This is a genomic window from Evansella halocellulosilytica (assembly GCF_002335745.1).
GTDB lineage: Bacteria > Bacillota > Bacilli > Bacillales > Salisediminibacteriaceae > Bacillus_CA > Bacillus_CA halocellulosilytica.
The window spans coordinates 1733335-1757189 of record NZ_NIST01000001.1 but is presented as its reverse complement, the minus strand read 5'-3'; the positions used below and the strand labels follow the sequence as shown (position 1 = coordinate 1757189).

At 36.7% G+C, this 23855-nt stretch carries 21 protein-coding genes; 15 read left to right on the top strand and 6 right to left on the bottom strand.

What is annotated here, in order from left to right; genetic code table 11:
• Nucleotides 1–93 precede the first annotated feature (93 nt).
• The 3 genes from CD001_RS08350 to CD001_RS08340 are packed head-to-tail and all read right to left on the bottom strand — an operon-like array spanning nucleotide 94 to nucleotide 6042.
• The gene (locus CD001_RS08350) at nucleotides 94–3240 is read right to left on the bottom strand and encodes a type I restriction endonuclease subunit R (RefSeq protein ID WP_096187061.1); all 3147 of its coding nucleotides are present in this window, start codon (nucleotides 3238–3240) and stop codon (nucleotides 94–96) included.
• Entirely contained in the window at nucleotides 3237–4487 is a 1251-nt protein-coding gene (locus CD001_RS08345; protein ID WP_096187060.1) for a restriction endonuclease subunit S, read from the bottom strand. The genes CD001_RS08350 and CD001_RS08345 overlap by 4 nt, the downstream gene beginning before the upstream one ends.
• On the bottom strand, nucleotides 4471–6042 hold the full coding sequence (locus CD001_RS08340; protein ID WP_096187059.1) for a type I restriction-modification system subunit M: 1572 nt from the start codon (nucleotides 6040–6042) through the stop codon (nucleotides 4471–4473). Before CD001_RS08340 ends, CD001_RS08345 begins: the two co-directional genes overlap by 17 nt.
• Nucleotides 6043–6360: 318 nt before the next feature.
• On the opposite strand from CD001_RS08340, the gene CD001_RS26350 reads away from it, so the two are divergent.
• From CD001_RS26350 to CD001_RS08315, 7 genes are all read left to right on the top strand, one after another.
• Nucleotides 6361–6510: a hypothetical protein gene (locus tag CD001_RS26350; RefSeq protein WP_179298666.1), complete on the top strand. Its 150-nt coding sequence runs from the start codon at nucleotides 6361–6363 to the stop codon at nucleotides 6508–6510.
• 171 nt (nucleotides 6511–6681) lie between these two features.
• The gene (locus CD001_RS26345; RefSeq protein ID WP_179298665.1) at nucleotides 6682–6852 is read left to right on the top strand and encodes a hypothetical protein; all 171 of its coding nucleotides are present in this window, start codon (nucleotides 6682–6684) and stop codon (nucleotides 6850–6852) included.
• A gap of 2 nt (nucleotides 6853–6854) precedes the next feature.
• Nucleotides 6855–8237 (top strand): recombinase family protein, encoded by a 1383-nt coding sequence (locus tag CD001_RS08335; protein ID WP_179298664.1) that lies wholly within the window; start codon nucleotides 6855–6857, stop codon nucleotides 8235–8237.
• Nucleotides 8234–9757, top strand: coding sequence for a recombinase family protein (locus CD001_RS08330; protein WP_096187057.1), 1524 nt, complete (start codon nucleotides 8234–8236; stop codon nucleotides 9755–9757). The genes CD001_RS08335 and CD001_RS08330 overlap by 4 nt, the downstream gene beginning before the upstream one ends.
• An 890-nt stretch (nucleotides 9758–10647) precedes the next feature.
• A complete protein-coding gene (locus CD001_RS08320; protein WP_096187055.1) occupies nucleotides 10648–11007 on the top strand; it encodes a recombinase family protein in 360 nt (119 codons plus the stop codon).
• A complete protein-coding gene (locus CD001_RS26340; protein WP_179298663.1) occupies nucleotides 10991–11164 on the top strand; it encodes a hypothetical protein in 174 nt (57 codons plus the stop codon). The genes CD001_RS08320 and CD001_RS26340 overlap by 17 nt, the downstream gene beginning before the upstream one ends.
• Entirely contained in the window at nucleotides 11161–12642 is a 1482-nt protein-coding gene (locus CD001_RS08315; protein WP_096187054.1) for a recombinase family protein, read from the top strand. The genes CD001_RS26340 and CD001_RS08315 overlap by 4 nt, the downstream gene beginning before the upstream one ends.
• 13 nt (nucleotides 12643–12655) lie before the next feature.
• Here the strand turns inward: CD001_RS08315 and rlmD are convergent, their stop codons facing one another.
• Nucleotides 12656–14047, bottom strand: coding sequence for a 23S rRNA (uracil(1939)-C(5))-methyltransferase RlmD (gene rlmD, locus CD001_RS08310; RefSeq protein ID WP_096187053.1), 1392 nt, complete (start codon nucleotides 14045–14047; stop codon nucleotides 12656–12658).
• 119 nt (nucleotides 14048–14166) lie between these two features.
• Here rlmD and CD001_RS08305 point away from each other — a divergent pair, with 119 nt between their 5' ends.
• Nucleotides 14167–15189, top strand: coding sequence for a YecA family protein (locus CD001_RS08305; RefSeq protein WP_096187052.1), 1023 nt, complete (start codon nucleotides 14167–14169; stop codon nucleotides 15187–15189).
• 145 nt (nucleotides 15190–15334) lie between these two features.
• Here CD001_RS08305 and CD001_RS08300 read toward each other — a convergent pair whose 3' ends face one another.
• The gene (locus tag CD001_RS08300; RefSeq protein WP_096187051.1) at nucleotides 15335–15766 is read right to left on the bottom strand and encodes a hypothetical protein; all 432 of its coding nucleotides are present in this window, start codon (nucleotides 15764–15766) and stop codon (nucleotides 15335–15337) included.
• A 291-nt stretch (nucleotides 15767–16057) separates the two neighbouring features.
• Between CD001_RS08300 and CD001_RS08295 the strand changes: the two genes are divergently transcribed.
• The 7 genes from CD001_RS08295 (at nucleotide 16058) to CD001_RS08265 (ending at nucleotide 23218) form a co-directional block, all read left to right on the top strand.
• Nucleotides 16058–17806 (top strand): carbon starvation CstA family protein, encoded by a 1749-nt coding sequence (locus CD001_RS08295; protein WP_096187050.1) that lies wholly within the window; start codon nucleotides 16058–16060, stop codon nucleotides 17804–17806.
• 726 nt (nucleotides 17807–18532) lie between these two features.
• Nucleotides 18533–18784 (top strand): cory-CC-star protein, encoded by a 252-nt coding sequence (locus CD001_RS08290; protein ID WP_096187049.1) that lies wholly within the window; start codon nucleotides 18533–18535, stop codon nucleotides 18782–18784.
• Nucleotides 18785–18838: 54 nt separating this feature from the next.
• Nucleotides 18839–19867 carry an ArsA family ATPase gene (locus tag CD001_RS08285; protein WP_096187048.1) on the top strand — a complete coding sequence of 343 codons (1029 nt, stop codon included), beginning with the start codon at nucleotides 18839–18841 and terminating at the stop codon, nucleotides 19865–19867.
• Nucleotides 19806–20438: a pyridoxamine 5'-phosphate oxidase family protein gene (locus CD001_RS08280; RefSeq protein ID WP_096187047.1), complete on the top strand. Its 633-nt coding sequence runs from the start codon at nucleotides 19806–19808 to the stop codon at nucleotides 20436–20438. Before CD001_RS08285 ends, CD001_RS08280 begins: the two co-directional genes overlap by 62 nt.
• 161 nt (nucleotides 20439–20599) lie before the next feature.
• Nucleotides 20600–21415, top strand: coding sequence for a YihY/virulence factor BrkB family protein (locus CD001_RS08275; RefSeq protein WP_179298662.1), 816 nt, complete (start codon nucleotides 20600–20602; stop codon nucleotides 21413–21415).
• A 119-nt stretch (nucleotides 21416–21534) separates the two neighbouring features.
• Nucleotides 21535–21963 carry a DUF948 domain-containing protein gene (locus CD001_RS08270; RefSeq protein WP_096187045.1) on the top strand — a complete coding sequence of 143 codons (429 nt, stop codon included), beginning with the start codon at nucleotides 21535–21537 and terminating at the stop codon, nucleotides 21961–21963.
• Between the two features lie 232 nt (nucleotides 21964–22195).
• On the top strand, nucleotides 22196–23218 hold the full coding sequence (locus CD001_RS08265; RefSeq protein WP_096187044.1) for an outer membrane lipoprotein-sorting protein: 1023 nt from the start codon (nucleotides 22196–22198) through the stop codon (nucleotides 23216–23218).
• Nucleotides 23219–23507: 289 nt separating this feature from the next.
• On the opposite strand, the gene CD001_RS26335 is transcribed toward CD001_RS08265, so the two are convergent.
• On the bottom strand, nucleotides 23508–23645 hold the full coding sequence (locus CD001_RS26335) for a hypothetical protein (protein WP_179298661.1): 138 nt from the start codon (nucleotides 23643–23645) through the stop codon (nucleotides 23508–23510).
• Nucleotides 23646–23855 lie beyond the last annotated feature (210 nt).

Sequence of the window (23855 nt, the reverse complement as noted above, 5' to 3'; positions counted from 1 at the left end):
ATACTTTAAAATAAGTTGTTAGTGCAACTTGTATGTCTGACAAAGAAGAGATGCACAAGCATCTCTTCTTTGACTTAAAAGCTGCATGTATGGTTACTCCCTATACTTCTTAAAATTCTCTGCCTGCTCAAATATCTCTTTAAAAATTTCATCTTTAGGTACAGGAGGGTAATCGTTTTCAGCAAGTGTTATAATAAGATCAACTTTTAACTCTGCCTTAATATCGTCTCGACTTGACCAGTCAGTATACCTTGCTTTATCGTCAATAATTGCCTTAACTTCCTGCGATAATTTAATAAGTTTATCGTGTGGGTATTCAAATTCATATTTCTCGGAAATTGCTTTGAGGATATCGTAAAAGGCCTTTTCCTCATAATCAATTCCTAACTCCTTAAAAGAATCCCGTTCTTTTATTAATTCTGAAAACAAATCGGCAAATTGTTCTGCAACATCATCCAATACATCACTTTGTAAAGCTTGGAAGTCATTTCTTTCATTATAGTGATCGACCAATTTCTTAAATCGTTTAGAAAAGTCAACACCTTGCATTTTATTAGTCTTCTTAAATTCCTCTATTGCCTTTGACAATAGCTTTTGCAGAAGCTTAATCTTAGTGTTTGGCAGTTTTAATTTATCGATTTTAGCCAAATACTCACCACTAAATAGATCCGCACTATTTTTCGGGTCGTTTTTATCTAGCTTAAATACTTCTTCTACTCCTTCACTTATTAATGCTTCTTCCATCATTAGCCTTACTTTTTCATTCATTTGAGCGGTGTCCGGAGCATTTCCCTTTGTTAGTTTATGAATAATGGATCTTATAGCTAGGTAATAGTGAATATAATCTCTTTCTATTTGGCTTATCTCTTCACTAGAAACACATAAATTGTATGCAGAGCGGAGTTTCTTCGTTATTGCAATAAAGCGTTTTTCTAATTGTTCCGTTTGCTGTACAAATTCTGCTGCTTGATTCAAGCACTGTAACTGTTGCAATGGTGTTCCCTGAAAATAAGCAGTATTATCAAACTTATAAAAGATTTTTGCTAATAAATCTAGCTGGTCTTTAACAATTACAACTGCCTTATCAATACCATCAAAATTGTCTCCTTCTACTACCCCATATTGCTTCATTGCTAAATTTAGATTATTTTTAATTCCAAAGTAATCAACGACTAAACCAGTTTCTTTACCCTCATAAACTCGATTTACTCGTGAAATTGTCTGAATCAATGTATGTCGCTGAATAGGTTTATCAATATATATAGTATCTAGTGAAGGTACATCAAATCCCGTTAGCCACATATCAACAACAATTGCTATTTTGAAGTTTGATTTTTCATTTTTAAATTGCCGATCTAGTTCCTTTCTATATTCTTTCGTACCTAACAGGTCATATAGCTCTTTACTATCGTCTTTATTACGCGTCATAACCATCTTAATTCTTTCCATTGGTTTAATTTCTTTTCTTTCACTCTCAGTAAGTTCTTCATTTTCATCACAAGCTTTTACTTCTGCCCATTCTGGACGTAATGCAAGAATTTCCTTATATAAATCATAAGCAATATGCCGATTAGAAGCGACAAACATTGCTTTACCCTTAACAGTTGCACCCTCTTCAATTCTCTTTTCATAATGCTCTATAAAATCTTCAGCTACTAATTTTAACCGTTTAGGGTCCCCAAGAATAATGTCCATTTGGGTTACTGCTCTTTTACTTTCATCTATCTGATACTCGTTAGCTCCAGCGGTTTCACATACTTTATAATACTCTTCAATTTCTTGTATTTTAGATTCATTTAAATTAACTTTGGCCGCTCTTCCTTCATACACAATCCGTACTGTAATTTCATCGTATACTGCTTCGATCATTGTATATGCGTCTTCTACTTCCCCAAATACATCTATTGTTGCATCTACTGGCGTTCCAGTAAAACCAACATAGGTCGCGTTAGGTAAAGAATTGTGCAAATGCTTGGCAAAACCATATTTCTTCTCGACACCATCTTTGGTGATCTTTATTTTTTGGTCAAGATTAGTTTGTGAACGGTGTGCTTCGTCCGAAATACAAATAACATTGTTTCTATCGGTTAGTAAATCGATATCTTCGTTAAACTTTTGAATAGTGGTTAAAAATACCCCACCACTTTTTCTGTTTTGTAAGTAAGATTTTAAATCTTCCCGACTTTCTACACTTATTACTTGATCATCTCCAATAAAATTCTTGGCATTTGTAAATTGAGTTGAAAGTTGATCATCTAAATCGGTTCTATCTGATATCAAGACAATAGTAGGGCTGTGTAAGTCTTTATCTCTCATGGACAGCCTTGTAAGATAGAGCATGGCATAACTTTTACCAGACCCCGTAGCACCAAAATACGTACCGCCCTTACCTGAACCCTGTGGCCTCATGTTCCTTTTAATACTCTTTAGTAATTTTGATGCTGCATAATATTGCGGATAACGCGGAACAATTTTTTCCTTTTTAGTACTTGTATCAGGGAAATAAATAAAGTGACGTACCACTTCTAGAAAACGTTTTTGGTTAAATAGACCTTTTACCATCGTATACAGAGAATCAATGCCATCTTTTCCAAATGATTCATTGCCTTCTATTTTCCGCCATGCATAAAAGAAATCATATGGAGCAAATAACGAACCAGCTCTATTATTTACTCCATCACTAATGACACAAAATGCATTATACTTAAAAAGCTCAGGGATATCTCTCTGATAACGGACTGTCAACTGTGTAAAGGCATCCTTTATTGTCGTATTTTCTTTAACAGCACTCTTGAATTCTATTACTACAAGAGGTAATCCATTTACATAAACAATTGCATCAGGAATACGTTTTTCATATCCTTGTATCTCTAACTGATTAACAATTTTAAATAGATTATTCTCTAAGTTTTCAAAGTCTATCAACTGTATATATAAATCTTTTTTGCTACGGTCTTCTCGTTTCAGAACAAATCCATCAGAGATCATTTTGATAATGGCTTTATTGCTTTCGTACAGAGTTGATGCAGGTAGCACTTCCATTTGTCGAATAATACTATCAATCTCATTAAGTGTAATATCATCATTGGAATAACGATTGAGTAAAAATGCTTTTAAGTCATCACGTAGCAGTACATCGTTAATTTCCTTATGGATATGGGTGCCATTATGGTACAGATAGTCTTCAGTTTCAAAAAGTTCTATGACAGCCTGCTCTAAGGATTCCTCTGTGAATTTCACTGTTCCACCTCCTTTGCTTTTGCAAGTCTTGATAAAAGTAGTTTAATGAGATTACGTAACTTTTCATTTTGTAAAACCTTTATGTCAATCAATTCAATAAAACAACGTATACGTTTTTCAAAATCATTAAGCACTTCATTCGTTGGGAGTAGAATTTTGAAATTTTCAACTTCTGATTTTGTTATTGCTTCTCTTGTTGATCCAGACTGGCTAATTCCTAATAACTTTGACTTGTTTTCTGAATAACATAGTAAAGACAGTAAATAGTGGTTCAAATTTAAATCGCCCTCGGGACGAATTATCATGACATGTTGATTAACTCTGGCAGGTAAGGTAAATTTTGGTACTTTACAACACCTTGCTACGGATACACCAGTGATATTTAACAAAATATCATTTTCTTCTACCTTAACATTTGTAAGTTTCTTTGCCTGATTTTCATCAATATAGGCAATATCTTTAGGTGAAAAAACAAAATCATATACATTTTGACTTCTTATTAGAGAAATGCCTTTATTATGATAGCTACCCTTTCCACCTCGCGGGGTTGCTCCACTCCCAATTTTAGTGCATATGGAATTTAATGGGGTAACTTTCCACCCCCGTGGTATATCCTTATCCATTTCAGCATTAAAATCCATTTCTCCTCCACTCGATTTATAGGCGTTACCATTAACATCAGGAAATTCAAGATCAATAAACCACTGTTTATAGATTACCTGTACAGTTTCTTGTAATTTTTGTATAAGATTGTTATTCAAGCTTATTCTATGATCAAATACTCTGAACTCCTCTACAATTTCTTGTTGCTCTGTAATTGTAGGTACCTGAATCGGAATATTACAAAAATCTTCCCACTTTAACCCCCCTCGTACATCAGCATCAGTATAAAACCATGCATTTCTGTCAAACTCTTCACGTAAAAACCACATCATCAAGTAATCCGGATTAAGCTCTTCTTGATCTATTATTTCAAAAACATCGTAAGCTGGAGATACAATAATATCTTGTTCCTTTGATAACGCCACGGGCAATCGTTTATCTCTTCCAACATGCATCCTGTTACAAGCAAATTGTCCCTTTTTTACTATTCTATACTTCGACATGTCTGTACCAACGGTATTAGCTACAGAAGGCATAAAAAATTTATCAATATTTATACCCATCAAATTTGTTACATTAAGTTCAGTGTTTCGTACATTTACTTTTCTTATAAAATCTCCTATTCTTTTATAGTTTGATCTCATAGCCTAACTCCTTAAAAAGTACAAGTAAATCTTTATTAGAACTTTCCTCTGCCTTTAATAATTCAGTAAATTCACCTTGCAGTGATTTCATTTTATTGTCGAAATCAATATCTTCATCTTGATCTTTAAACTCAATGTATTTACTTGGAACTAATGAAAAATCTTTATTAGCTACTTCCTCAAAACTAGCACTATAACAAAATTCTGCTACATTTTCGTATTTCTCTTCAAAACCTACTTGTTGCCAATTATGATAAGTGTCAGCAATGCTTTTAATTTCTTCCTCAGTAAACTGAATATATTTTTTTTCAAACGGTACACCGATATCCCGTAAATTCATAAATAAAATTTCATTCTCACGGCTTCTATATTTCTTTAATTCCCCATTTTCTTCAATAGTTCTAGCCTTCTTGTTTTTATTTAGTATCCAAAGGGTTACACTTATATCTGTTGTATAAAACATATTCATAGGTAAGACAAGAATAGCCTCTACCAAATCATTTTCAACTAACTTTTTACGTATTTTATATTCATCGCCACCACCACTTAATGCACCGTTTGCCAATAAAAATCCAGCTACACCATTCTCCGATAGTTTAGATACTATATTTAAAATCCAAGCATAGTTCGCATTACCTTTAGGCGGCACCTCGTACCCTGACCAACGCGGGTCTTCTGTTAATTCATTTTCAGCTCTCCATTGTTTCTGATTAAATGGAGGGTTGGCCATTACATAATCTGCCTTCAAGTCCTTATGTTGATCATTAAAGAAAGTATTAGCAGCTGTTTCTCCAAGATTAGCTGAAATCCCTCTTATCGCAAGGTTCATCTTTGCCAGTTTGTAAGTTGTAGTTGTGTATTCCTGTCCATAAATCGAGATATCTTTTGTATTTCCCTGATGGGATTCAATAAATTTTACCGACTGTACAAACATACCACCTGAGCCACACGCTGGATCATAAATTTTACCTTTATAGGGTTCAAGCATTTCAGCAATAAGATTTACGATGCTTTTAGGAGTATAGAATTCTCCTTTACCTTTTCCTTCCGCCAATGCAAACCTGCTAAGGAAATATTCATAAATACGACCAACAATATCTTGTTGCTTGTCTTTAAGGGTATTGATGTTATTTATTGTATCTATTAAGGATGCAAGTTTATTAACATCCAGATTTAGTCGAGAATAATAGTTATCAGGTAATGCGCCCTTTAGAGCTGGGTTATTTTTCTCTACAGTAAAAAGTGCTGTATCAATTTTTAATGCAATATCTTCTTGTTTTGCGTTTTCCACCAAGTAGTTCCATCGAGATTTTTCAGGTAGATAAAAGACATTTTTCATGGTATAAAACTCTACCATGTCAACATATCTTTCCTTTCCTTCATCTATTAGTTCTGCCTTTCTTTCTTCAAAACTGTCACTGGCAAATTTCAAAAAGATAAGTCCTAATACGACGTGTTTATACTCTGATGTCTCAACAGAACCTCTTAATTTATTGGCGGAATCCCATAGAGTTTCTTCCATACTTTTTTCTTTATCCTGTTTCTTTTTAACCATTAATAAAGCCCCCATTGTTATCTATATCTAACATATATTTATATTAATTAATTGAATTATTCTTCCCTAATACCCCTTGCCATTTCCATGACATTTCCAACAATAATTATACATCATAATAACTTAGAAAACTTTAATAATAGATATAATTTCATAGGTTTTTACTGAGATAACTACATAGTCCAATCACTTAGCTATTTCATATAACCTACACAAAATAGTTCTTTATACCTATAAGAATATTAAGATATCCAAAGTAAGATGACTAACGCTTGAGGCCAAGAGCATTGAAATTAGATTGGAAAGGAGGACACCAAAGTGAAGGGTAAATCAAACACTTGGCTAAAACAATGCCTTGAACAATGCGAGAGCGTTGGAATATCCAAGCCTGTAATGAATATGTTTATCCATCAACACGGAAGAAAAAATGAACAAAATCATAAAGAAATTAAAAATACCCGGTCATGAAACAAAGACAATAGTTAAGCTGAGACAAAATGCTAACTGTAATGAAATTCAAAGTATTCAATTATCCCTTGATGTATATGAAAATTCAAAAGTGAAGTAACTTACTAACAGTATAAAAGAAGCCCTTCGAGTCAAAGATGATACAAATCATTTCCACTGGAGGGATTAATAATGAACGAACAATGTAGGGTAGTAAAAGTAACTTACTCCGAAGAATTAGCAACAGATTCAGAAATATGGTTACAACGCTTAATTGAAAAAACTCTTCTTGAGCATGTTTCAAAAAGTGATTTAAAGCTTCGGTCTGTATTAATTAGTGAAAAAGATAATGAAAGGATATGAAAATGAAAGAAGAGAAATTAATTATTGTCTATAACCGTGTTAGCTCGGCAAATCAAAGTCTTGAATTACAAAATTCAGCAGCACAGAGATATCTAAAATCTGAAGGTTACCGCGGTGATGAAGAGTATATCACCTATTTAAATGACCATGACGTATCAGCTCTTAAACTCCATATGTCTAAAAGAGAAAAGCTTATGGAACTAATACGTTTAATTCAATCCAATAAAGTTGATAGTGTTATTTTTTACAAACGAGACCGAATCTATCGAAATTTTTACGAGGGAGCTGATATTACAAAAATATTTATCGAACATGGTGTTAACGTTGTTTTCACGGCAAGTGATGAACCACCATTTAGTAATAAGTTAGCTTTGGAAGCATTTTATGCGATATTCGGTCAGATGGAAGGAGAAAATATCCGCACACGTACAGCTGATGCTAGAAAACAGTTCCCGACAAATATTTATGGTTACAAACGAAAAAAGGATCAAGATCAAGTAACATTCATAATTGATCAACAGAAACGGGACCATATCAGGTCCTTATTCATTGACTTTAGTTCGGTTCAAAATGAAGATGGATTCTTTAACTTACTCGTTCAACATAAGAAAGTCATAAAAAACCCTGAAAGGATTCTTAAAATACTATCAAATCCTTTTTATACTGCACATTTAGAAACAAAAAATGGCTTTCAAGAACTGGCACATGTTGAACCTATAGTCACCTTGGAAACATTTCTTGCAGCTCGAAAACAATTAGATGTTTTTTATGATAAATACCAAATCAAAATATTAGAACTTAGTAAACAGCGTATGATTATTCCGTTTTGTGGTAGTTGCGGGAAACAAATGAAGCATAAGAAACAAGAGTTGTTTGATATTGGCTACTATGTTTGCAGCTCAAACCACAGACGGGTATCCATTAATGTGGAAGAAGTAAATCAGATTGTCAAACAGACTGTAGAGGAAAACGCAAAAACGATTACCCCTACTGTAGCTAAAAGATTAATTATAGATGGCATAAAAAAACAAGAGAATAGTTTGTCACGCAATTTAGAAAACATTAGTGAAGATTATTTAAAATATTCTTTAAAACTATGCACCCTTGGCTTGGACAACAAATCATTAATGGATCCACTTATTGATAAAATAACAATTTTAAAAGACAAGTATAAACAATTAAGCCATGATCAGTCGAGACTAGAAGCACTTAAACATGATACTAAGGAAGTTAATAGTTTGTTATCTAAAATGGATGTTACTTTTTCTGAACAAGATTTTATTAAATTGGTGGAGCTATTAGTTGATAAGGTTACTATTCATGAAAACTATGTAAGCGTTGATTTATTTCTTTCAAAATTCATGAAAGATGTGAGCGGATCATGAAAAAAATAAAGGGGATTGCATACCTTCGCTATTCGGATAAAAGACAAGATGGTAATCACTCCTTAGAAATACAAAAAAAACAAATACAATTGTTAGCAGATAAAGAAAACATTGAAATAATAAATTGGCGAACAGACAAGGCTACAAGTGCGTTTCATAACAATGTTCTAAAACGAAAAGGTATCCAAAAAGTATTTGAAGATATTGAAGCAGGTGCAGAAGCTATTTGCTTTTATGAGGAATCAAGGATAACTAGAAGTATTACCGACTTTTACAATGAATTCTATCTTCATATTAAATATCAATATCCCAACACTAAATTTTTCAGCACACAATATGAAGGAGAATGGGATCCTGACAACGCCCTAATACAAGCTAAACTTGTTTTTGCTGCAGAAGAATCAGAAATTAAATCAACACGTGCAAAGGATGCACAAGAAGTCTTGTTAAAGCAAAATGGACAACCAAAACGTCCCGGTTCCAAAACCCCTCTAGGGTATGATATGGAAAATGGAGTTCTATATCCTAATAAAGATGCCCCAGTTGTAGAATTAATATTTCATTTAGCAAGTTGGGGACATACTCATTTATCAATTGCGAATCTATTAAATAAAAGCTCGATTACTACTAAAGAAATTAAACATTGGAACGGTAGTACTATTGGGTATATCTTGAGTAACAAGGTATATACAGGTGATTTAGCATGGAATGTTAGGACAAGTTACGAAATTAGTAAACCGAAACCAGATGAAGAAATTGAATTGTTCACACAGGTTCATGATCCAATAGTTAATCCGCTCATCATTCATCTCGCAAAACAAACGAATGATTTAAAGAAAAGGTTCGGTAAATTTGAAACACCCTACTACCTTCGGGGAATTATTAGATGTCAAAGTTGCCATTCACAACTTGCAGCTAAAGATAATTCGCCGAAAAATAAAAAAGGCAAATACTTGGTTTACAGATGTTTAAGTTGTAAAGTATCAGTTCCTATTGCAAAAGTTCATCAATCTGTTCTAAACAATCTTCAAAAGAAATGGAATTCGCAGCTTCCTTCATTTGTTTCTTCTGCAAGGGAGCAACTTAAAAGCTGGTGCATAAAATTAAACAAGGCTAAGAATAAAATCAAAAAACAACAGGAAAAAGTTCTATTAAATGAAAAATTATATGCAGATGAAATAGCAAAGAACAATCATTTAGCTGATATCTTTAAAGATACAGCACGTCATTTACAGGATGAAATGTCCTATATAAATAACGCGTTAACAGAAATAAATACATTGCTCGATGATAGAGATCTACCGTATTTATTTCAAGACTTGCTTACAGAGTCCCTTTTAAACTTTCACAACATTGAATTAAGGACTTTGTTCCTTATGTACTTTGAAGAAGTCATCATTGATTTTGAAAAGAATAAGGACTTACAAATCAGCTATAGGCTTTCTCCCTTTGTATCATTAGAAAATATGACTGGTTATATAACCGAAAAAATACAAAGACAGGAAGATATGACTGGTTAAACAACCGAATGTTCATTAATCTAAAGATGAAAAACAACACCCTTACTCCCAAAAACCCTTATTCTCAAGGCCTTTTGGGGGTAACCATTCGATTTTCCAAACAGCGAAGGATACTTCGATGGTTAAATTACCGAAAGCTATATTTTCATTCTGGTCAGAAAATCGAACATTTATACAAAAGATACAAAGCTATATGGATCTGAACCAATTGTCGAGAATGAGAGTGAAGCAACCATCAAAAGAGGCTTCTCAAAAATTCGAAAAATTAATGAGAAGCCTACTTTTGATCGCTAAATTCAAATTAAGAGTGGACATTCACCTGAGAGATAAATGTTTACCCAAGGTGATACCCACCTGAACAACTTATTATCATTATCTCACTAATAGTAGAAATATATTCAATTTGATAGGGATAAGGATTATTACAGAAGGTACGTGTTCTAATCCAGATAATCTCATGAAGAATAGATAACCTTTCATAAAAAATCTTATTTTTTTAAAAAAAGACTTCAAATATTACGATCCGAAGCTACAATGTATTCCGCAACAACCTAATTTACAAAACAACAGGAAAGGCTGTGATAAAGTGACAGAGAAAAAGTCCAAAAAAGTTGTATCTTATATGAGGATAAACCGCAACTTACAACGTGAAAGACAACTTATTAATAAAAAACAACTTGCTTTTGAAAGGGAACTAAGAATTTACCTCGAAGATTACCGAAATCAAATTTATAGTTAAAGTAACACTCCCCCTTCAATAAGGGAAAATAAAATTAATATGTAAAAAGCGAAATCCGCAAAGTTTTGCCATTCACATGGCTAAATTCTTTGCGGATTTTTTATTTTGAAATTATTTGAATCAATTAATAAATGACGAAAGGATTTTTAGAATGAAAACAGTTTATACAGTTGCAAATTATTATAGATCAGCTACCAAGGAGAAAGTGAACATTACAAATCAACAACGAAAGGTAGAGGGGTATTTTCCCAATAATTCCAATACGTTATTGTCCTTTAAAGACGTTGGTGTTTCAGGTGCTACTCTTCCATTTGAAAGACCGGCATTCCATGAATTATCTTTACTTGTTGAAAAAGGAGTTATTAATAAGGTCGTTATTGATACTATCGAAAGATTATCCCGGGACAGTTCCCATATATTTTATATAAGAAAGTGGTTTAAAAAACATGGTGTTGATTTGGTTATTTTGGAGGATCTAAAGGGGACTAGTAGCGATGAGCAGAAGAATTAAAACTGTTGCAGAACGTATGTATACTGACCCCAAAATTGCGTTTAATGAGCTAATGAATTCCATTATCAATAATAAAATCGATGAGATTGTCAATAATGCAGATAAGGTAAACACTGCTACATCTCAAAAAACATGGGAAGGATTAGATGAAATATGAGATGTGCAGTATATATTCGAGTTTCAACTGACAAAGAAGAACAAAAAGCTTCATTAAAATACCAACAAGATCTTTTCTACAGGTATATTGAAGAAAAGGGGTGGGACATCTATGAGTTCTACGTAGATGTCCAAACTGGAACTACGGCCAAACGAAAAAACCTTCAAAAAATGATCGACGATGCCCAAGATAAAAGATTTGATATCATTTTAGCAAAAGAGCTTTCTCGCTTAGCCCGTAATGGAGAGTTATCGTATAAAATCAAAAATTTATGCGAGAATCAAGGTATCCACATCATCACTTTGGACAATGCAATTAACACTTTAGATGGAAATACAAACATGTTTGGGCTATATGCTTGGATGTATGAACAGGAGTCACAAAACACTAGTAACCGTGTAAAGGAAACACTTAGAACTAGGGCTAATAAAGGCTTATTTAAAGGCTCAATAGCTCCCTATGGGTATGAAGTTAAGGACGGCAAATTATCCATTAAGGACGACGATACTCCTGAAGTGGTTAGAAGAATTTTTAATGAATACCTTAACGGAAGCGGACGACAAAGTATAGCCAGACGCCTGTACAATGATGATATACCCACACCAGCAGAGTCTGCAGGAAAAAAGAATGCAGGGGATAAGTGGAATGATTCCACAATAAAACTTATTCTTAGCAATCCTCATTATGCTGGTGACTTAGTGCAAGGACGAACCACCACAGTTAGCGTTACAAGCAAAAAACGAAAACAAATTGAACCTGATGATCAAATAATACAAAAGGATGCACATGAAGCCATTATCCCAAGAGATATTTTCAACGCTGTGCAAAACCAGATGAAAATAAGAACTAAGTATATTACTGCACCGAAGAAACACCTGTTCACAAACATCTTGTATTGTAATGACTGTGGTAAGGCATTGTGGTATCGAAGCAATAGAAAAGGATATATCTGTGGAAATTATGCACGTCATGGTAGTAAAGCCTGCACTCACCACGCCGTAAAGGAAAAAGTCCTTAAAAATACAATCTTGTCGGACATTAACACATTAGTTAACAAAATTGATAAGGAACATTATATTAAGCAACTTGAGGTAAAGTCTAAAAAGTCAAAAGTCAGCATTCAAAAACAAATTAACAAGGTCACAAAACAAATTGAAATTTTAAGAAATAGAAAAAGAAAATTTGTCAATATGCTGGCTGATGAACTTATCACACATGAAGATTATCGTGACAATGTAGAAGCTAATAATATTGAGATTAATGACTTAGTGATGAAACAGAGTAAATTGGTTTCGTCAATAGACAAGGAACAGCTAGTCGATAATATCGACAAGCTAAAACAGGAGCTACTTCACTTTCTTAACTTTGATGAACTAACTTCTGACATCTTACACCGTTTGATAAATCGGATTGATGTTAAAGAAGATGGTACGATAAGAATTCACTATCGATTTTCCGCACCAACAACAATTGAATAGAAGCAGGAAACCCTTATTGGGTTCCTGCTTCTTCTTTTAAAACTATCTGCGAGACGCACTCAACGTGATTTGTCTGTGGGAACATGTCGACGGGTTGAACTTCCTTCGTTTCGTAGCCGTTTGCTTGAAGGTATTTTAAGTCGCGGGCAAGTGTTGACGGGTTGCATGATACGTAGACGATCCGCTCCGGATTCATGTTTACCATCGTTTCGAGCAGTGATTCGTCGCAGCCTTTACGCGGCGGATCGACGACGACCACTTCTGGACGGACACCTTGAGCATACCACCATGGCATCACTTTTTCTGCTTCCCCAACAGCAAAATCAACGTTTTCGATGCCGTTCAGCTTCGCATTTTTTTTCGCATCCGATATGGCTTCAGGAACGATTTCTACTCCTAACACTTTTTTCGCCTGTTTCGCTAAGAATAGGCTGATCGTTCCAATCCCGCAATAAGCATCAATGACTGTTTCACTTCCAGACAAGTCCGCATATTCAAGCGCCTTCTCATACAACACCTTCGTTTGAACAGGATTTACTTGATAAAACGAACGTGCTGAGATGGCAAATTTAATATTACCGATATAATCGTGAATAACTTCAGTACCCCAAAGGACTTCCGTTTTATCACCAAAAATAACGTTTGTACGCTTCGGATTCATGTTTTGCACAATTGATTTGACGTTTGGCAGCTCGTTTCGTATATCCTCAATGATGTTCTTTTTGTTCGGGAGTTCTTTCCCTTTCGTGACGAGGACAACCATTAGCTCATCGGTCGTTTTCCCGTGCCTGCTGACAATGTGACGAAGGGTTCCTTTATGTTTTTCATCGTCATAGCCGCGAATGCCATACTTTTTCGCAATTTTTTTGACGACTTGAACGACATCATCGTTCAATTCATGCTGGATCGCACAGCTCGGCATATCAACGATGCGATGACTTCGCTCAGCGTAAAAACCAGCAATGATCTTTCCTCTATCTTCGCCGACAGGTACTTGTGCTTTATTACGGTAGCGCCACGGCTCGTCCATTCCAATTGTCGGGTGGACTTTTACTTGCGTGAGACCACCAATACGGGCTAACACTTCTCGGACATATTTTTCTTTTTGCTTAAGCTGTCCTTCATAGCTTAAATGCTGAAGCTGACAGCCGCCGCACCGTTCAAAAATCGGACATGGTGGTTCGGCGCGGTCTTGACTTTCCTCAGTTATTTCCAATAATCGTCCGTAGCCAAAATTCTTCTTCGTTTTCACGACTTTAATTTTTCCCGTTTCTCCAGGAAGAGCACGGGGAACAAACAACGGATAACCGCTAATTTTTGCTACACCCGCTCCGTCGTGAGTTAAATCTTCAAAGGTGACCTCAATTAATTGATTTTTTTCTACAGGAATGTTCGGTTTCGTCATGTACGTAATCCTTTCCGCTCTCTTTTTCTCTGTTCTTGATTGTACCACAATGATCACTGTTGAAAAAAACGTACAGACTGATATGATAGAAGATGTGATTTTTTGATTGAGGTGAAAGTATGGCAACAATAGGACGTAATGAAGCATGCCCTTGTGGCAGCGGTAAGAAATATAAGAAATGTTGTTTAAATAAACAAAACAAGGTGGGCAATTTATCACCGCAGGATTCAAAGGATTTCCAGGAGCTTCTCCCGCGAATTTTTGATTTCAGTAAAAGTTACGATGAGACGCTCCAACCTGTTTATGAACAATATTCGAACACGTTTCGCCGCTTGCAAAAACCGGATTCAAAAGCATTGTCCCAGCTATTATTCCATTGGATTGTTTTTAATGATGAAGGTGTGGCAGATGGACAAGCTGTTTTGAAACGGTTTATCACTGAACACTATGACCGTTATTCGAACGGATTCCAACATATTCTAAATGAGTGGAAACAGCTACAACCACGGCTTATCTTTGTTAAGAAAAAAGAACATGGTAAAGCTGTCTTAAAGGATGTACTTGAAGGAAGTGCAATTTTCCCTGAATCAACAGGGGTCGTCGAACAGCTACATGAAGGTGACTTAGTCGTTGGTTTTGTATACCCTACTCCGACAGGACCTGTCATTGGAAGCGACGTTGTCGTTCTACCGAAAAGGCTTGAAGCTGCATTTATGGGAGAGTGGACGAAGCTGTATGAAGGTTTTAACGATGAAAAGCTGGCGCCACAGCCGTTTTTCACACGAAACTTCCCATCGATCCTTGGAATATTAGCGATGATTTCTTTAAAAAAAGTGAACGACTCAGAGGCTAATGAACTTGCTGCTTCTGCTGCTAACGTCTGGACTCAATTGCAGTCAGCGGTTCGTCTTGCCGATTATTCATATGATATCATTATCGAAGCGAGAGAAATATGGGCAAAGTACGTAGCAGAAAAACGACCGCGAATCCAAAAACCGGAAGTATTTGCAGCAGCTCTTGAATATTGGATGACAAAGCAGCCTAGTCAATGGACGACATTAAGCCAAAAAGCTGCAGCTGAAAAGTATAACGTCTCTTCAGCAACCGTCTCCTCTCGATACAAAGAACTCCAAGCGATATAACACCAGGCACCTGGAATCGAGTTCCTGCATTATCCCCACACTATTTCTAAACTATCCCTATATCATTTCCATATCATCCCCATATAATTTCCAGGTTTTTTCCAGGTGCCTGGCACTTGTTAAATATTTCCTATGGGGAGCAAACTTATCTCTTAGCGGTACTATTACTCTCTTTTCTACCGCTGAAGTGATTGGCTGCAAGTTTTGATAAGTAGATTGATAAATAAATGGCTATTCCAAATGTCATGATGTAATAAAACATCGGTAAGATTGGGATAGAATATTTGTAAATAAGTGTTTCCAGCCAATTAAACGTCCAATTAAAAACGATGAAAAACATGAGGAAAAATGAAAACAACATGAGCGGTCGATTGTTAATTAACCACGGGCTTGACCATTTCGCAAAAACTATTGAAAAGATAAGAGCAGCAACCACGAAGAGAATGATTTGAACGATTGAGAATGATGGTGATTGAAGATATTCAGGTAAAGCATTAAAAAACATCCCTAATACGACATAACTAATGATGATCCCGGGTATAAACATCACCTTTTCTAATTGTTCTTCTTTCTGCAAACACGACACCCCTTTAAGAATCATAGTTACACTTATAGCTTTAGAGCGTGCCTGGCACCTGGAAAACAACTTCCAGGTGCCAGGCACGTTTTTGTTCGAATGTTATTTCAGTAACATTATATCATTTTTCTGTATTTTTAAAATTTTGAGTATAAACAAGTATGGATGAGAATAGTTATGAAAACGCTTTAATTATTGGCACTTTTGGGGTTTTTACCTATTTTAACTTTATAGAAACAAAGTGTCATAATAATACTGAATTTTCAAACTATATAGAAAGGGGAAGTTGAAATGAATGCAATTCTTCTAGCTTTAATCGGTATGTTTGCCTTTTATTTAGGCTATCGTTATTATTCTAAATTTGTCGCAGAAAAAATTTACCGCTTAGACCCTAACTATACAACCCCTGCACACAAGTTTAAAGATGGCGTCGATTTCGTTCCGACAAATAAGTTTGTTCTTTGGGGACACCACTTTACATCAGTCGCCGGTGCTGCGCCTATCCTCGGTCCCGCGATCGCTGTTTATTGGGGATGGCTCCCAGCGTTTATTTGGGTCGTTGCTGGAACGATCTTCGCAGCTGGTGTACATGACTTTGGTGCTTTAGTTTTATCGGTGAGAAACAAAGGCCAGTCAGTCGGTACGTTAGCAAATAAGTTAATTGGGCAGCGCGCAAAAATATTGTTTTTATTTATAATTTTAATCCTCGTTCTGATGGTTAACGCGGTATTTGCGTGGGTAATTTCAAACTTATTTATTACGTTTCCTGCTTCCGTGTTATCAGTATTTATTCAAATTCCACTTGCGATTTGGATTGGAACAATCGTTTATCGAAAAAAAGGTGGCATGCTCCTACCATCATTAGCGGCTCTTGCAACGATGTACATTGCAGCAATCGTTGCCTCAAGAGTGCCCGCATTGCAAATTGATTTACCGAGGTATTTTGGCGGTGAAGAAAACATTGTTGCCTTCGGGTTAAATGGTGTTGCGTTCTCATTCTTTGTATGGATTATCATCTTAATGATTTACGTATATATTGCTTCTACTTTACCTGTGTGGAGATTGCTCCAGCCGCGTGATTACATTAATTCACACCAGCTAGTCGTCGGTTTGCTCATTCTTTACTTAGGCTTATTTTTCTCAAATCCAGAAATCACAGCACCCGCAACGAACTCAGCCGCAGACACACCATGGTTCCCGCTCCTATTCATTACGATTGCTTGTGGAGCGATATCTGGCTTCCACGGTCTTGTTGCTTCAGGAACTTCGAGTAAGCAGCTGAACAAAGAAACGGATGCTCGCTTTGTCGGTTACTTAGGAGCTGTCGGTGAAGGTCTTTTAGCTCTTGCTGCTATTATCGCAGTTGTCACATTGTTTAATTCTTCAGGTGACTTTTTAGGAGTATATAGCAGTTTTGATAACGCAAGCGGTGAAGGTCTTGGCTCCTTCATTCAAGGTGCTGGACAGCTTGCAACGGGAATTTTCATTCCTGCAGACATTGCGAATACGATTGTCGCGGTCATCGTCGTCAGTTTTGCCGCAACGACGCTCGATACATCGGTTCGACTCATGCGCTACATTATTTCTGAGCTTGGAAAAGAGTATAAAGTGAGACCTCTAACTAAAATCCATGTCGCTACGACAGTTGCTGTTGTGTCGAGTGCAGCGCTTGTCTTGCTTCCTGAAGGTCCACAAGGATTTGGATCTGGTGGATACGTTTTATGGCCGTTATTCGGTACGTCCAACCAACTTTTAGCCGGTATTACACTTCTTCTCATTACGATTTGGTTAAAACGTCAAGGCAGAAATTATCTTGTCACTTTGATTCCGATGGGATTCTTAATGATAATGACGTTGTGGGCGATGGGGCAGCAAGTGATCTTTGAATGGTCCGGACTCGGCGACACCGAGATGAATCTCTTACTCTTCCTCCTCGGTGCGATCATTTTAGCATTTGCAGTGTGGATTATTCTTGAAGCTTTTGCTAGCTTGAGTAACAATAAACGCCACAAGTCAGAAGACGAAGATATTTCGATGTAACTGAGAAAAGCCATCGACAGTGAACAGCCGCGGCTGTTCACTTTTCTTTTGCTACAGCTGAGGGTGACGCTGCGGGGGTCTTGTGTATCTGTAGATGCTGTGTAGTTACGGATGCGGACACTGGATTCGTTATTACTCTCAAAAACGGTGGCTTTTGCAATCTGCTGGACATGTGATCCGCTATGATGTGTTAATAGCGATCATTTCTGATGATTTTCAGCCAATAACGAACTGGATGTCCTCGAACACTCTAATAATGTGTTAAATTCACGATGTAAAGATTCAATGTCTGCCAAAAATTCAAAATGAAAAGTTTGCAACCAATAAACACCGTTACAGACCATTGCCCCGCTATCGCCCATGTTAATTCCAATTCCATCCAGGTGCCAGGCACATGGATAAAATTGGAATTAAGATTAGGGTTAGAATTAGAGTTAGGATTGGGTTGGGATGAGATGGGATGGGATGGGGATTTGTATTGAGTTTGAAGTGGAAGTGAGCTGGCTGTTTCGTTTTCTTCTGCACCTTCTGCTCTTTCATGAAAGGATTTTAGTTGTGTCAGTCGAATGTTATCTTTAAGAAATAGTTCAAAAGGGAAGACAAAGATCAAAGCGGCGAAGTTTTGAGTAGCGGAGAGAAACGAGTCAACGCAGAGAAACGAAAGCTATTTTTTCCGGACTTTTTCAATATCCTCTTTAGGAATTAGTTTAAAAAGGAGGCCATGGGATGAACATAAAGAAATTTTTTGAGCTGTACGATCAAATATTACGCCAAGGTCACCGAATGGAAATTGCTCGTGAACTTCGTGACGAAGATGACTTGTTCATGCTATTGTTATATTCAGATATGCTCGGGATTCCAAACCCTGCATTTTTTTACACGTTAGAGCTTTACCCTCATATGCTCGAAAGGTTCCATGAATGGCATTTGCGCATGGGAATGGATAAATCACCTGTGACCGGATTCCGCTGCTGTTAAGTTACGCTTTACCTACAGCTATATGTGGAAATGTCATTATTAATGGAGGGAAAAATGAGAAACGACATCGAACAGAAAAAAGTTATTTTTATCGGTGGAAAAGGTGGAGTCGGAAAATCGACATCGGCATCAGCACTCGGTTTAGCTGCTAGTAAAAAAAAGAAACGCGTTTTACTCGTTTCGACTGATCCAGCACATAACTTAAGTGATTTGTTTCACGTTTCGATCGGCGGAAAACCGAAAGAAGTCGCCAAAGATCTGTATGTGATGGAAATTGATCCAGAAAAAGAAACGGACAATTATATTGCCCAAGTAAAAAGAAATTTGGAGGGGCAAGTAAAAGCGACGATGATTGAGGAAGTCCACCGCCAGATTGACATGGCCAAAACGAGCCCTGGGGCTGATGAAGCTGCCCTTTTCGACAAAATTACTTCACTCGTTTTAGAAGAGCTTCCGAAGTATGACTTACTTATTTTTGATACAGCCCCGACTGGGCACACGTTGCGGCTTTTAACGCTTCCGGAAGTAATGGGAGTATGGATGGACGGAATGCTCGATCGAAGAAAACAGACGAATGAACATTATACACAGTTGTTAAACGATGGCGAGCCTGTCGATGACCCGATTTTTCAAACATTACAAGAACGACGCGAAAAATTTAGTAAAGTGAGAGACATTTTGCTAGACCGAGAGCAAACCGGCTTTTTATTCGTGATGAATCCGGAACGCCTTCCGATTCAAGAGGCTAAACGTGGCATCCAAACGTTAGAGCAGCACCAAATCCCGGTGTTAGGCATCATAGTAAACAAAGTTTTGCCTGATCATGTTGACGGCACATTTTTTCAAAAGAGGAAATCACAACAGGTCGTTTATTTAAATGAAATTGACCAGTTATTTCAAGAACTTGAGCAAATTCGCTTGCCGCTCTTAGAAGAAGATATTTCTGAGAAAGAGCACTTACTAGAAATTGCACAGCTTTTGGCAGATCATTATTTCGACCGAAGAAAGGAATTTAAGCAATATGAAGACACCTTTTTCAGATGTGATCACATCTCACGACCAATTAACAAGTTACGTCGGTGAACCTAGCAATTTAGTAAAAAAGAAAGTCATTCATACGTTAGATGTTCATTGCCAGCAGTTTATTGCTTCTTCCCCTTTTCTTGTTTTATCCACGTCAGACGCTAACGGAGCTTGTGACAGTTCTCCGCGCGGGGACCATTCTGGCTTCGTTCAAGTGTTAGATGAAAAACGACTCGTCATTCCAGAACGTCCTGGTAACAAGCGAGTCGATTCATTAAAAAATATCATTGAGAATCCATCAGTCGGCTTACTATTTTTCATCCCTGGTATTGGAGAAACATTGAGAGTCAACGGGAAAGCGTGCATTATTAAAGATCAAGACATCCTCGACCAAATGACAGTACAAGGAAAGCCACCTCTTCTTGGAATTGCAGTGACGATCGAAGAAGCATTCATCCATTGTGCGAAAGCTTTCAAACGGTCAAAATTGTGGGAACCGGAAAAGTGGCCATCCACCGAAAATTTAGCTTCGGCAGGGAGAATGCTGAAAGATCATGCGAGCCTCACAGACCTCTCAGAAGATGCGCTAAATAAAGATTTACAAGAAACATATAAAAACCATTTATATTAATGGTGATTTTTGTAAAGTGCCAGGCACCTGGAAATTCAATTCCAGGTGCCTGGCACTTTTGTAAGATTTTTATTTTGGTGTTCGGGTTTCGTTTGTCCTTATTATTTCGAGGCTTAGTTGGACACGATATAAAAGACTATATCCAAAAGGGGAATATTGACATGCCCGCTATTCGTCGTGCGAAATCTTTTGCCTTTCACTTGAAAGATCAAAGCTTGATCGATGATGCCGCTCAGCTGGCATTTTACTTCTTTATGATGTTTTTCCCGTTTTTACTATTTGTCGTTACGCTCCTCCGCTATGTTCCATTGGAGTCATCAAGGTTTGTTCAATATGTCATAACACAAGCTCCGCCTACCGTTGGGCAATTAATTGAACAGAACGTGACCGAATTGTCTAATCAACAACAGAGCGGACTGTTTTCACTTGGGATTATTATTACACTTTTCGCAACGAGCAACAGCATACACGCGACCATTCGCTCCATTAATAAAACTTATGGTGTCGAGGAGACGAGATCATTTTTCCATATTCGTGGACTTACAATCGTTTTTGCCTTGTTCGCCTTGTTCATTATGATCATTCAATTAACACTCCCCATTTTTATCGTAAGCATTGATGAATATGTCATCCAGCTCTACGACATCCCTAGACAATCGATATTCTCATGGGAAGTAACATTATGGGTTTTGACGATTGCTTCTTTATATGTCATTAGTCTTATTCTGTTTCGATGGGCTCCGAATGTATCTTTAACGTTTCGCAACGTTTGGATGGGTGCCATTGTAACAACTTTCATTATCCAGATAGCAACATGGGGACTTTCTTTTTACGTCAGGAATATCGGAAACTTCACCTTTTTACATGGAAGTTTAAGCAGTGTAATCATTTTAATGATCTGGTTTTACTTGATCGGATTTTCACTCTTGTTTGGCGGACATGTAAATGCATTTTTTCACAAAAAAATCAAACAATAACTGACTTCATTCTCCACAAAAGGTTGACAAAGGTTTACAATAATAACAAACGGGTAAATGAATGATCAAACCATTTTTTCAGGAATGTGAACAATAATAAATCTCGGGGTGATGCAGTAATGATTTGGTTAGGAATAGGTGTGTTTATTTTTTCATTAGGGTTTGCTGTTCTTGTTTATTTTTTAATTCCTGTTTTGAAAAAATTAACGACGACACTCGATCAGACAGCAGATACGCTTATCGTCACGAAAAACAGTATCGAGGACATTACGGGTGAAACGAAGTTATTTCTACATAACACGAACGACACATTGGTTGATTTGAACGATAAAATCGGAAAATTAGATCCGCTGTTTAACATCATTCACGATACTGGGGAATCCGCTCATCACTTAACGTCCTCACTCGTTCGCGTCACTTCTGACAAAGCGGACCGTGCAAAGGCTGGCGCAGATTTATTAGACCGTAACGGGCTGGAAGGTATTCTTCGTGGCGCAGCATTTATTTATTATTTACGACATGCTAAAAAAGAATATGATGCAAAATAGTAGGGCGGCAGGAAGTTCCTGTCGTCTTTCTATGGTTTCTTGGACTTATTTTTACTATAATGAAAAATAGGCATTGATTTTTACTCATTAAAAGGTTAAAGAATGTCTATACATCAACTAGAGGAATTTCGTCATAATAAAATCGAGGCTCAATTTCAGTTTTTCAAAGAACAGTGGTTCTCGACGTACGATAAAAGTTGTGAATTAGTTAAATAAAGAAGGAGGAAATTTAATGAAAAAGCTGTTATTAGCTGCCGCAGGCTCTGGTACTCTTATTCTGGCCGCATGTTCGATGGACGATCCAGAAGTGATGATCGAACGTGCAATTGAAGCTCAGGAAAACATTGACTCCTATTACGCTGAAGTGACGTCAACTTTTAGTATGAATGGTTTTGAAGAAGACAGCAGCTATATTGAATACAATCAGAAGCCATCCTCTCATCGTCAAGAGATGGATGATGGAACGCTGTATATTTCGAACGACAGTGAGTCTTGGACATATGACCCTAGTACACAAGAAGCGATGAGGTTTGATAATAACGTGGGTGAAGGTGAAGTGCCGGATGAAAGTGAAATGATGCGTGATATGTTAACGTATATGTTTGAAAATCATGACATCATCATTAATGGCCAGGATACGGTTGCAGGCAGAGATACGTTTCATTTGACGATTGACTATCATGATGAAGATTATACTGACGTCATTGAAAACTATGAGATTTGGATTGACAAAGAAACGTATTTACCTTTGAAAATGGTATCTTCAAGTGATGAATTTGATATGACTCTTGAATATACATCGATTGAATATAATGTCGATTTAGACCCAGCTTTGTTCGAGTTTGAATTACCTGCAGGTGCTTCTATCGTTGATTGGGATTCAGACTTTAAAGAATTTGATACTCTCGAGGAGCTTGAGGAATCGGCAGTATACGACTTCCCGGATTTTACCGTTCTGCCGGAAAACTTTGAGTTTGTTGAAGGAAGTCATTTTGGTGAACAGAGCAGTTTCTTTGTTTTCGAAAATGATAAAGGTGAAGAGTATTTAATTAATATTCTAAACGACAGTGCGAACCCGCCTGTTCCAGAGGGCAGCCAAGAAGTGAACGTGAACGGTACCGAGGGACAATATTATGAGATGGCTGACATTCGTAGTTTATCATTTAACAAAAATGATTTGACGATTGAGATTACGTCATTTTCAGATGATCTCGCAAAAGAAGAACTGTTGGAAATTGCTGTTGGCGTTGAATAACGATTAATAAACTCGGCGAATAAATGAGTTTATGATGGTTGCTGCTCAAATAAACGTATCTCCTCTCGTTATATGAAGTTGGTTTCGCAGCCACTTCTATAATATAAACGAGAGGGGGTTTTTTATTACATAGCGTGATGTCGTGTCGGTAAAAAAGCGTTAAAAAGACAACCGATTCAATGTGAAAGCAGTTGTCTTCTTTTTTGTCGATTTCGTATTATCGTGTTAGGCAGTTTGGAGAAGTCAATAGTTGTACGATCGACCTTAGATGATTGGACGATTTTTAGATCTAGTTATCTGTTTGATTAAATTTTGATAATAGTTTTTTATTGATCATGTTCATCGCTTCTTCTGTACACATTTCCGGTCTTTCTTCACTCTTCGATTTAATATCTGCCATCAACTCTTTTAAGTCTTCAATGCTCATGAAGATCTCCTCCCATGTTCGCTTACCATAAACCTTCCATAGACTAACCCGCTCTCTAAAATTATACCCCACCGCAAAGGGAAGTTCCATAATTCCCCATGTGCCTGGCACATGGTTTTTTTTGGTAATTAATTTTGGGTTTGGTATGGTATTTATTCAGTTTTTATTCGATGTTTGTCTGGATTCGTGATTTACAGAGTGTTTATTTTG

Excerpts from the sequence above, each read along its gene's own strand:
- CD001_RS08305 (WP_096187052.1), top strand. The coding sequence starts at position 14,167 with ATGGCAACAATAGGACGTAATGAAGCATGCCCTTGTGGCAGCGGTAAG.
- CD001_RS08285 (WP_096187048.1), top strand. The coding sequence starts at position 18,839 with ATGAGAAACGACATCGAACAGAAAAAAGTTATTTTTATCGGTGGAAAA.
- CD001_RS26345 (WP_179298665.1), top strand. The coding sequence starts at position 6,682 with ATGAACGAACAATGTAGGGTAGTAAAAGTAACTTACTCCGAAGAATTA.
- rlmD (WP_096187053.1), bottom strand. The coding sequence starts at position 14,047 with ATGACGAAACCGAACATTCCTGTAGAAAAAAATCAATTAATTGAGGTC.
- CD001_RS08345 (WP_096187060.1), bottom strand. The coding sequence starts at position 4,487 with ATGAGATCAAACTATAAAAGAATAGGAGATTTTATAAGAAAAGTAAAT.
- CD001_RS26335 (WP_179298661.1), bottom strand. The coding sequence starts at position 23,645 with ATGAGCATTGAAGACTTAAAAGAGTTGATGGCAGATATTAAATCGAAG.
- CD001_RS08280 (WP_096187047.1), top strand. The coding sequence starts at position 19,806 with ATGAAGACACCTTTTTCAGATGTGATCACATCTCACGACCAATTAACA.
- CD001_RS08335 (WP_179298664.1), top strand. The coding sequence starts at position 6,855 with ATGAAAGAAGAGAAATTAATTATTGTCTATAACCGTGTTAGCTCGGCA.
- CD001_RS26340 (WP_179298663.1), top strand. The coding sequence starts at position 10,991 with ATGAGCAGAAGAATTAAAACTGTTGCAGAACGTATGTATACTGACCCC.
- CD001_RS08275 (WP_179298662.1), top strand. The coding sequence starts at position 20,600 with ATGCCCGCTATTCGTCGTGCGAAATCTTTTGCCTTTCACTTGAAAGAT.
- CD001_RS08265 (WP_096187044.1), top strand. The coding sequence starts at position 22,196 with ATGAAAAAGCTGTTATTAGCTGCCGCAGGCTCTGGTACTCTTATTCTG.
- CD001_RS08330 (WP_096187057.1), top strand. The coding sequence starts at position 8,234 with ATGAAAAAAATAAAGGGGATTGCATACCTTCGCTATTCGGATAAAAGA.
- CD001_RS08320 (WP_096187055.1), top strand. The coding sequence starts at position 10,648 with ATGAAAACAGTTTATACAGTTGCAAATTATTATAGATCAGCTACCAAG.
- CD001_RS08295 (WP_096187050.1), top strand. The coding sequence starts at position 16,058 with ATGAATGCAATTCTTCTAGCTTTAATCGGTATGTTTGCCTTTTATTTA.
- CD001_RS08270 (WP_096187045.1), top strand. The coding sequence starts at position 21,535 with ATGATTTGGTTAGGAATAGGTGTGTTTATTTTTTCATTAGGGTTTGCT.
- CD001_RS08340 (WP_096187059.1), bottom strand. The coding sequence starts at position 6,042 with ATGGTTAAAAAGAAACAGGATAAAGAAAAAAGTATGGAAGAAACTCTA.
- CD001_RS08290 (WP_096187049.1), top strand. The coding sequence starts at position 18,533 with ATGAACATAAAGAAATTTTTTGAGCTGTACGATCAAATATTACGCCAA.
- CD001_RS08315 (WP_096187054.1), top strand. The coding sequence starts at position 11,161 with ATGAGATGTGCAGTATATATTCGAGTTTCAACTGACAAAGAAGAACAA.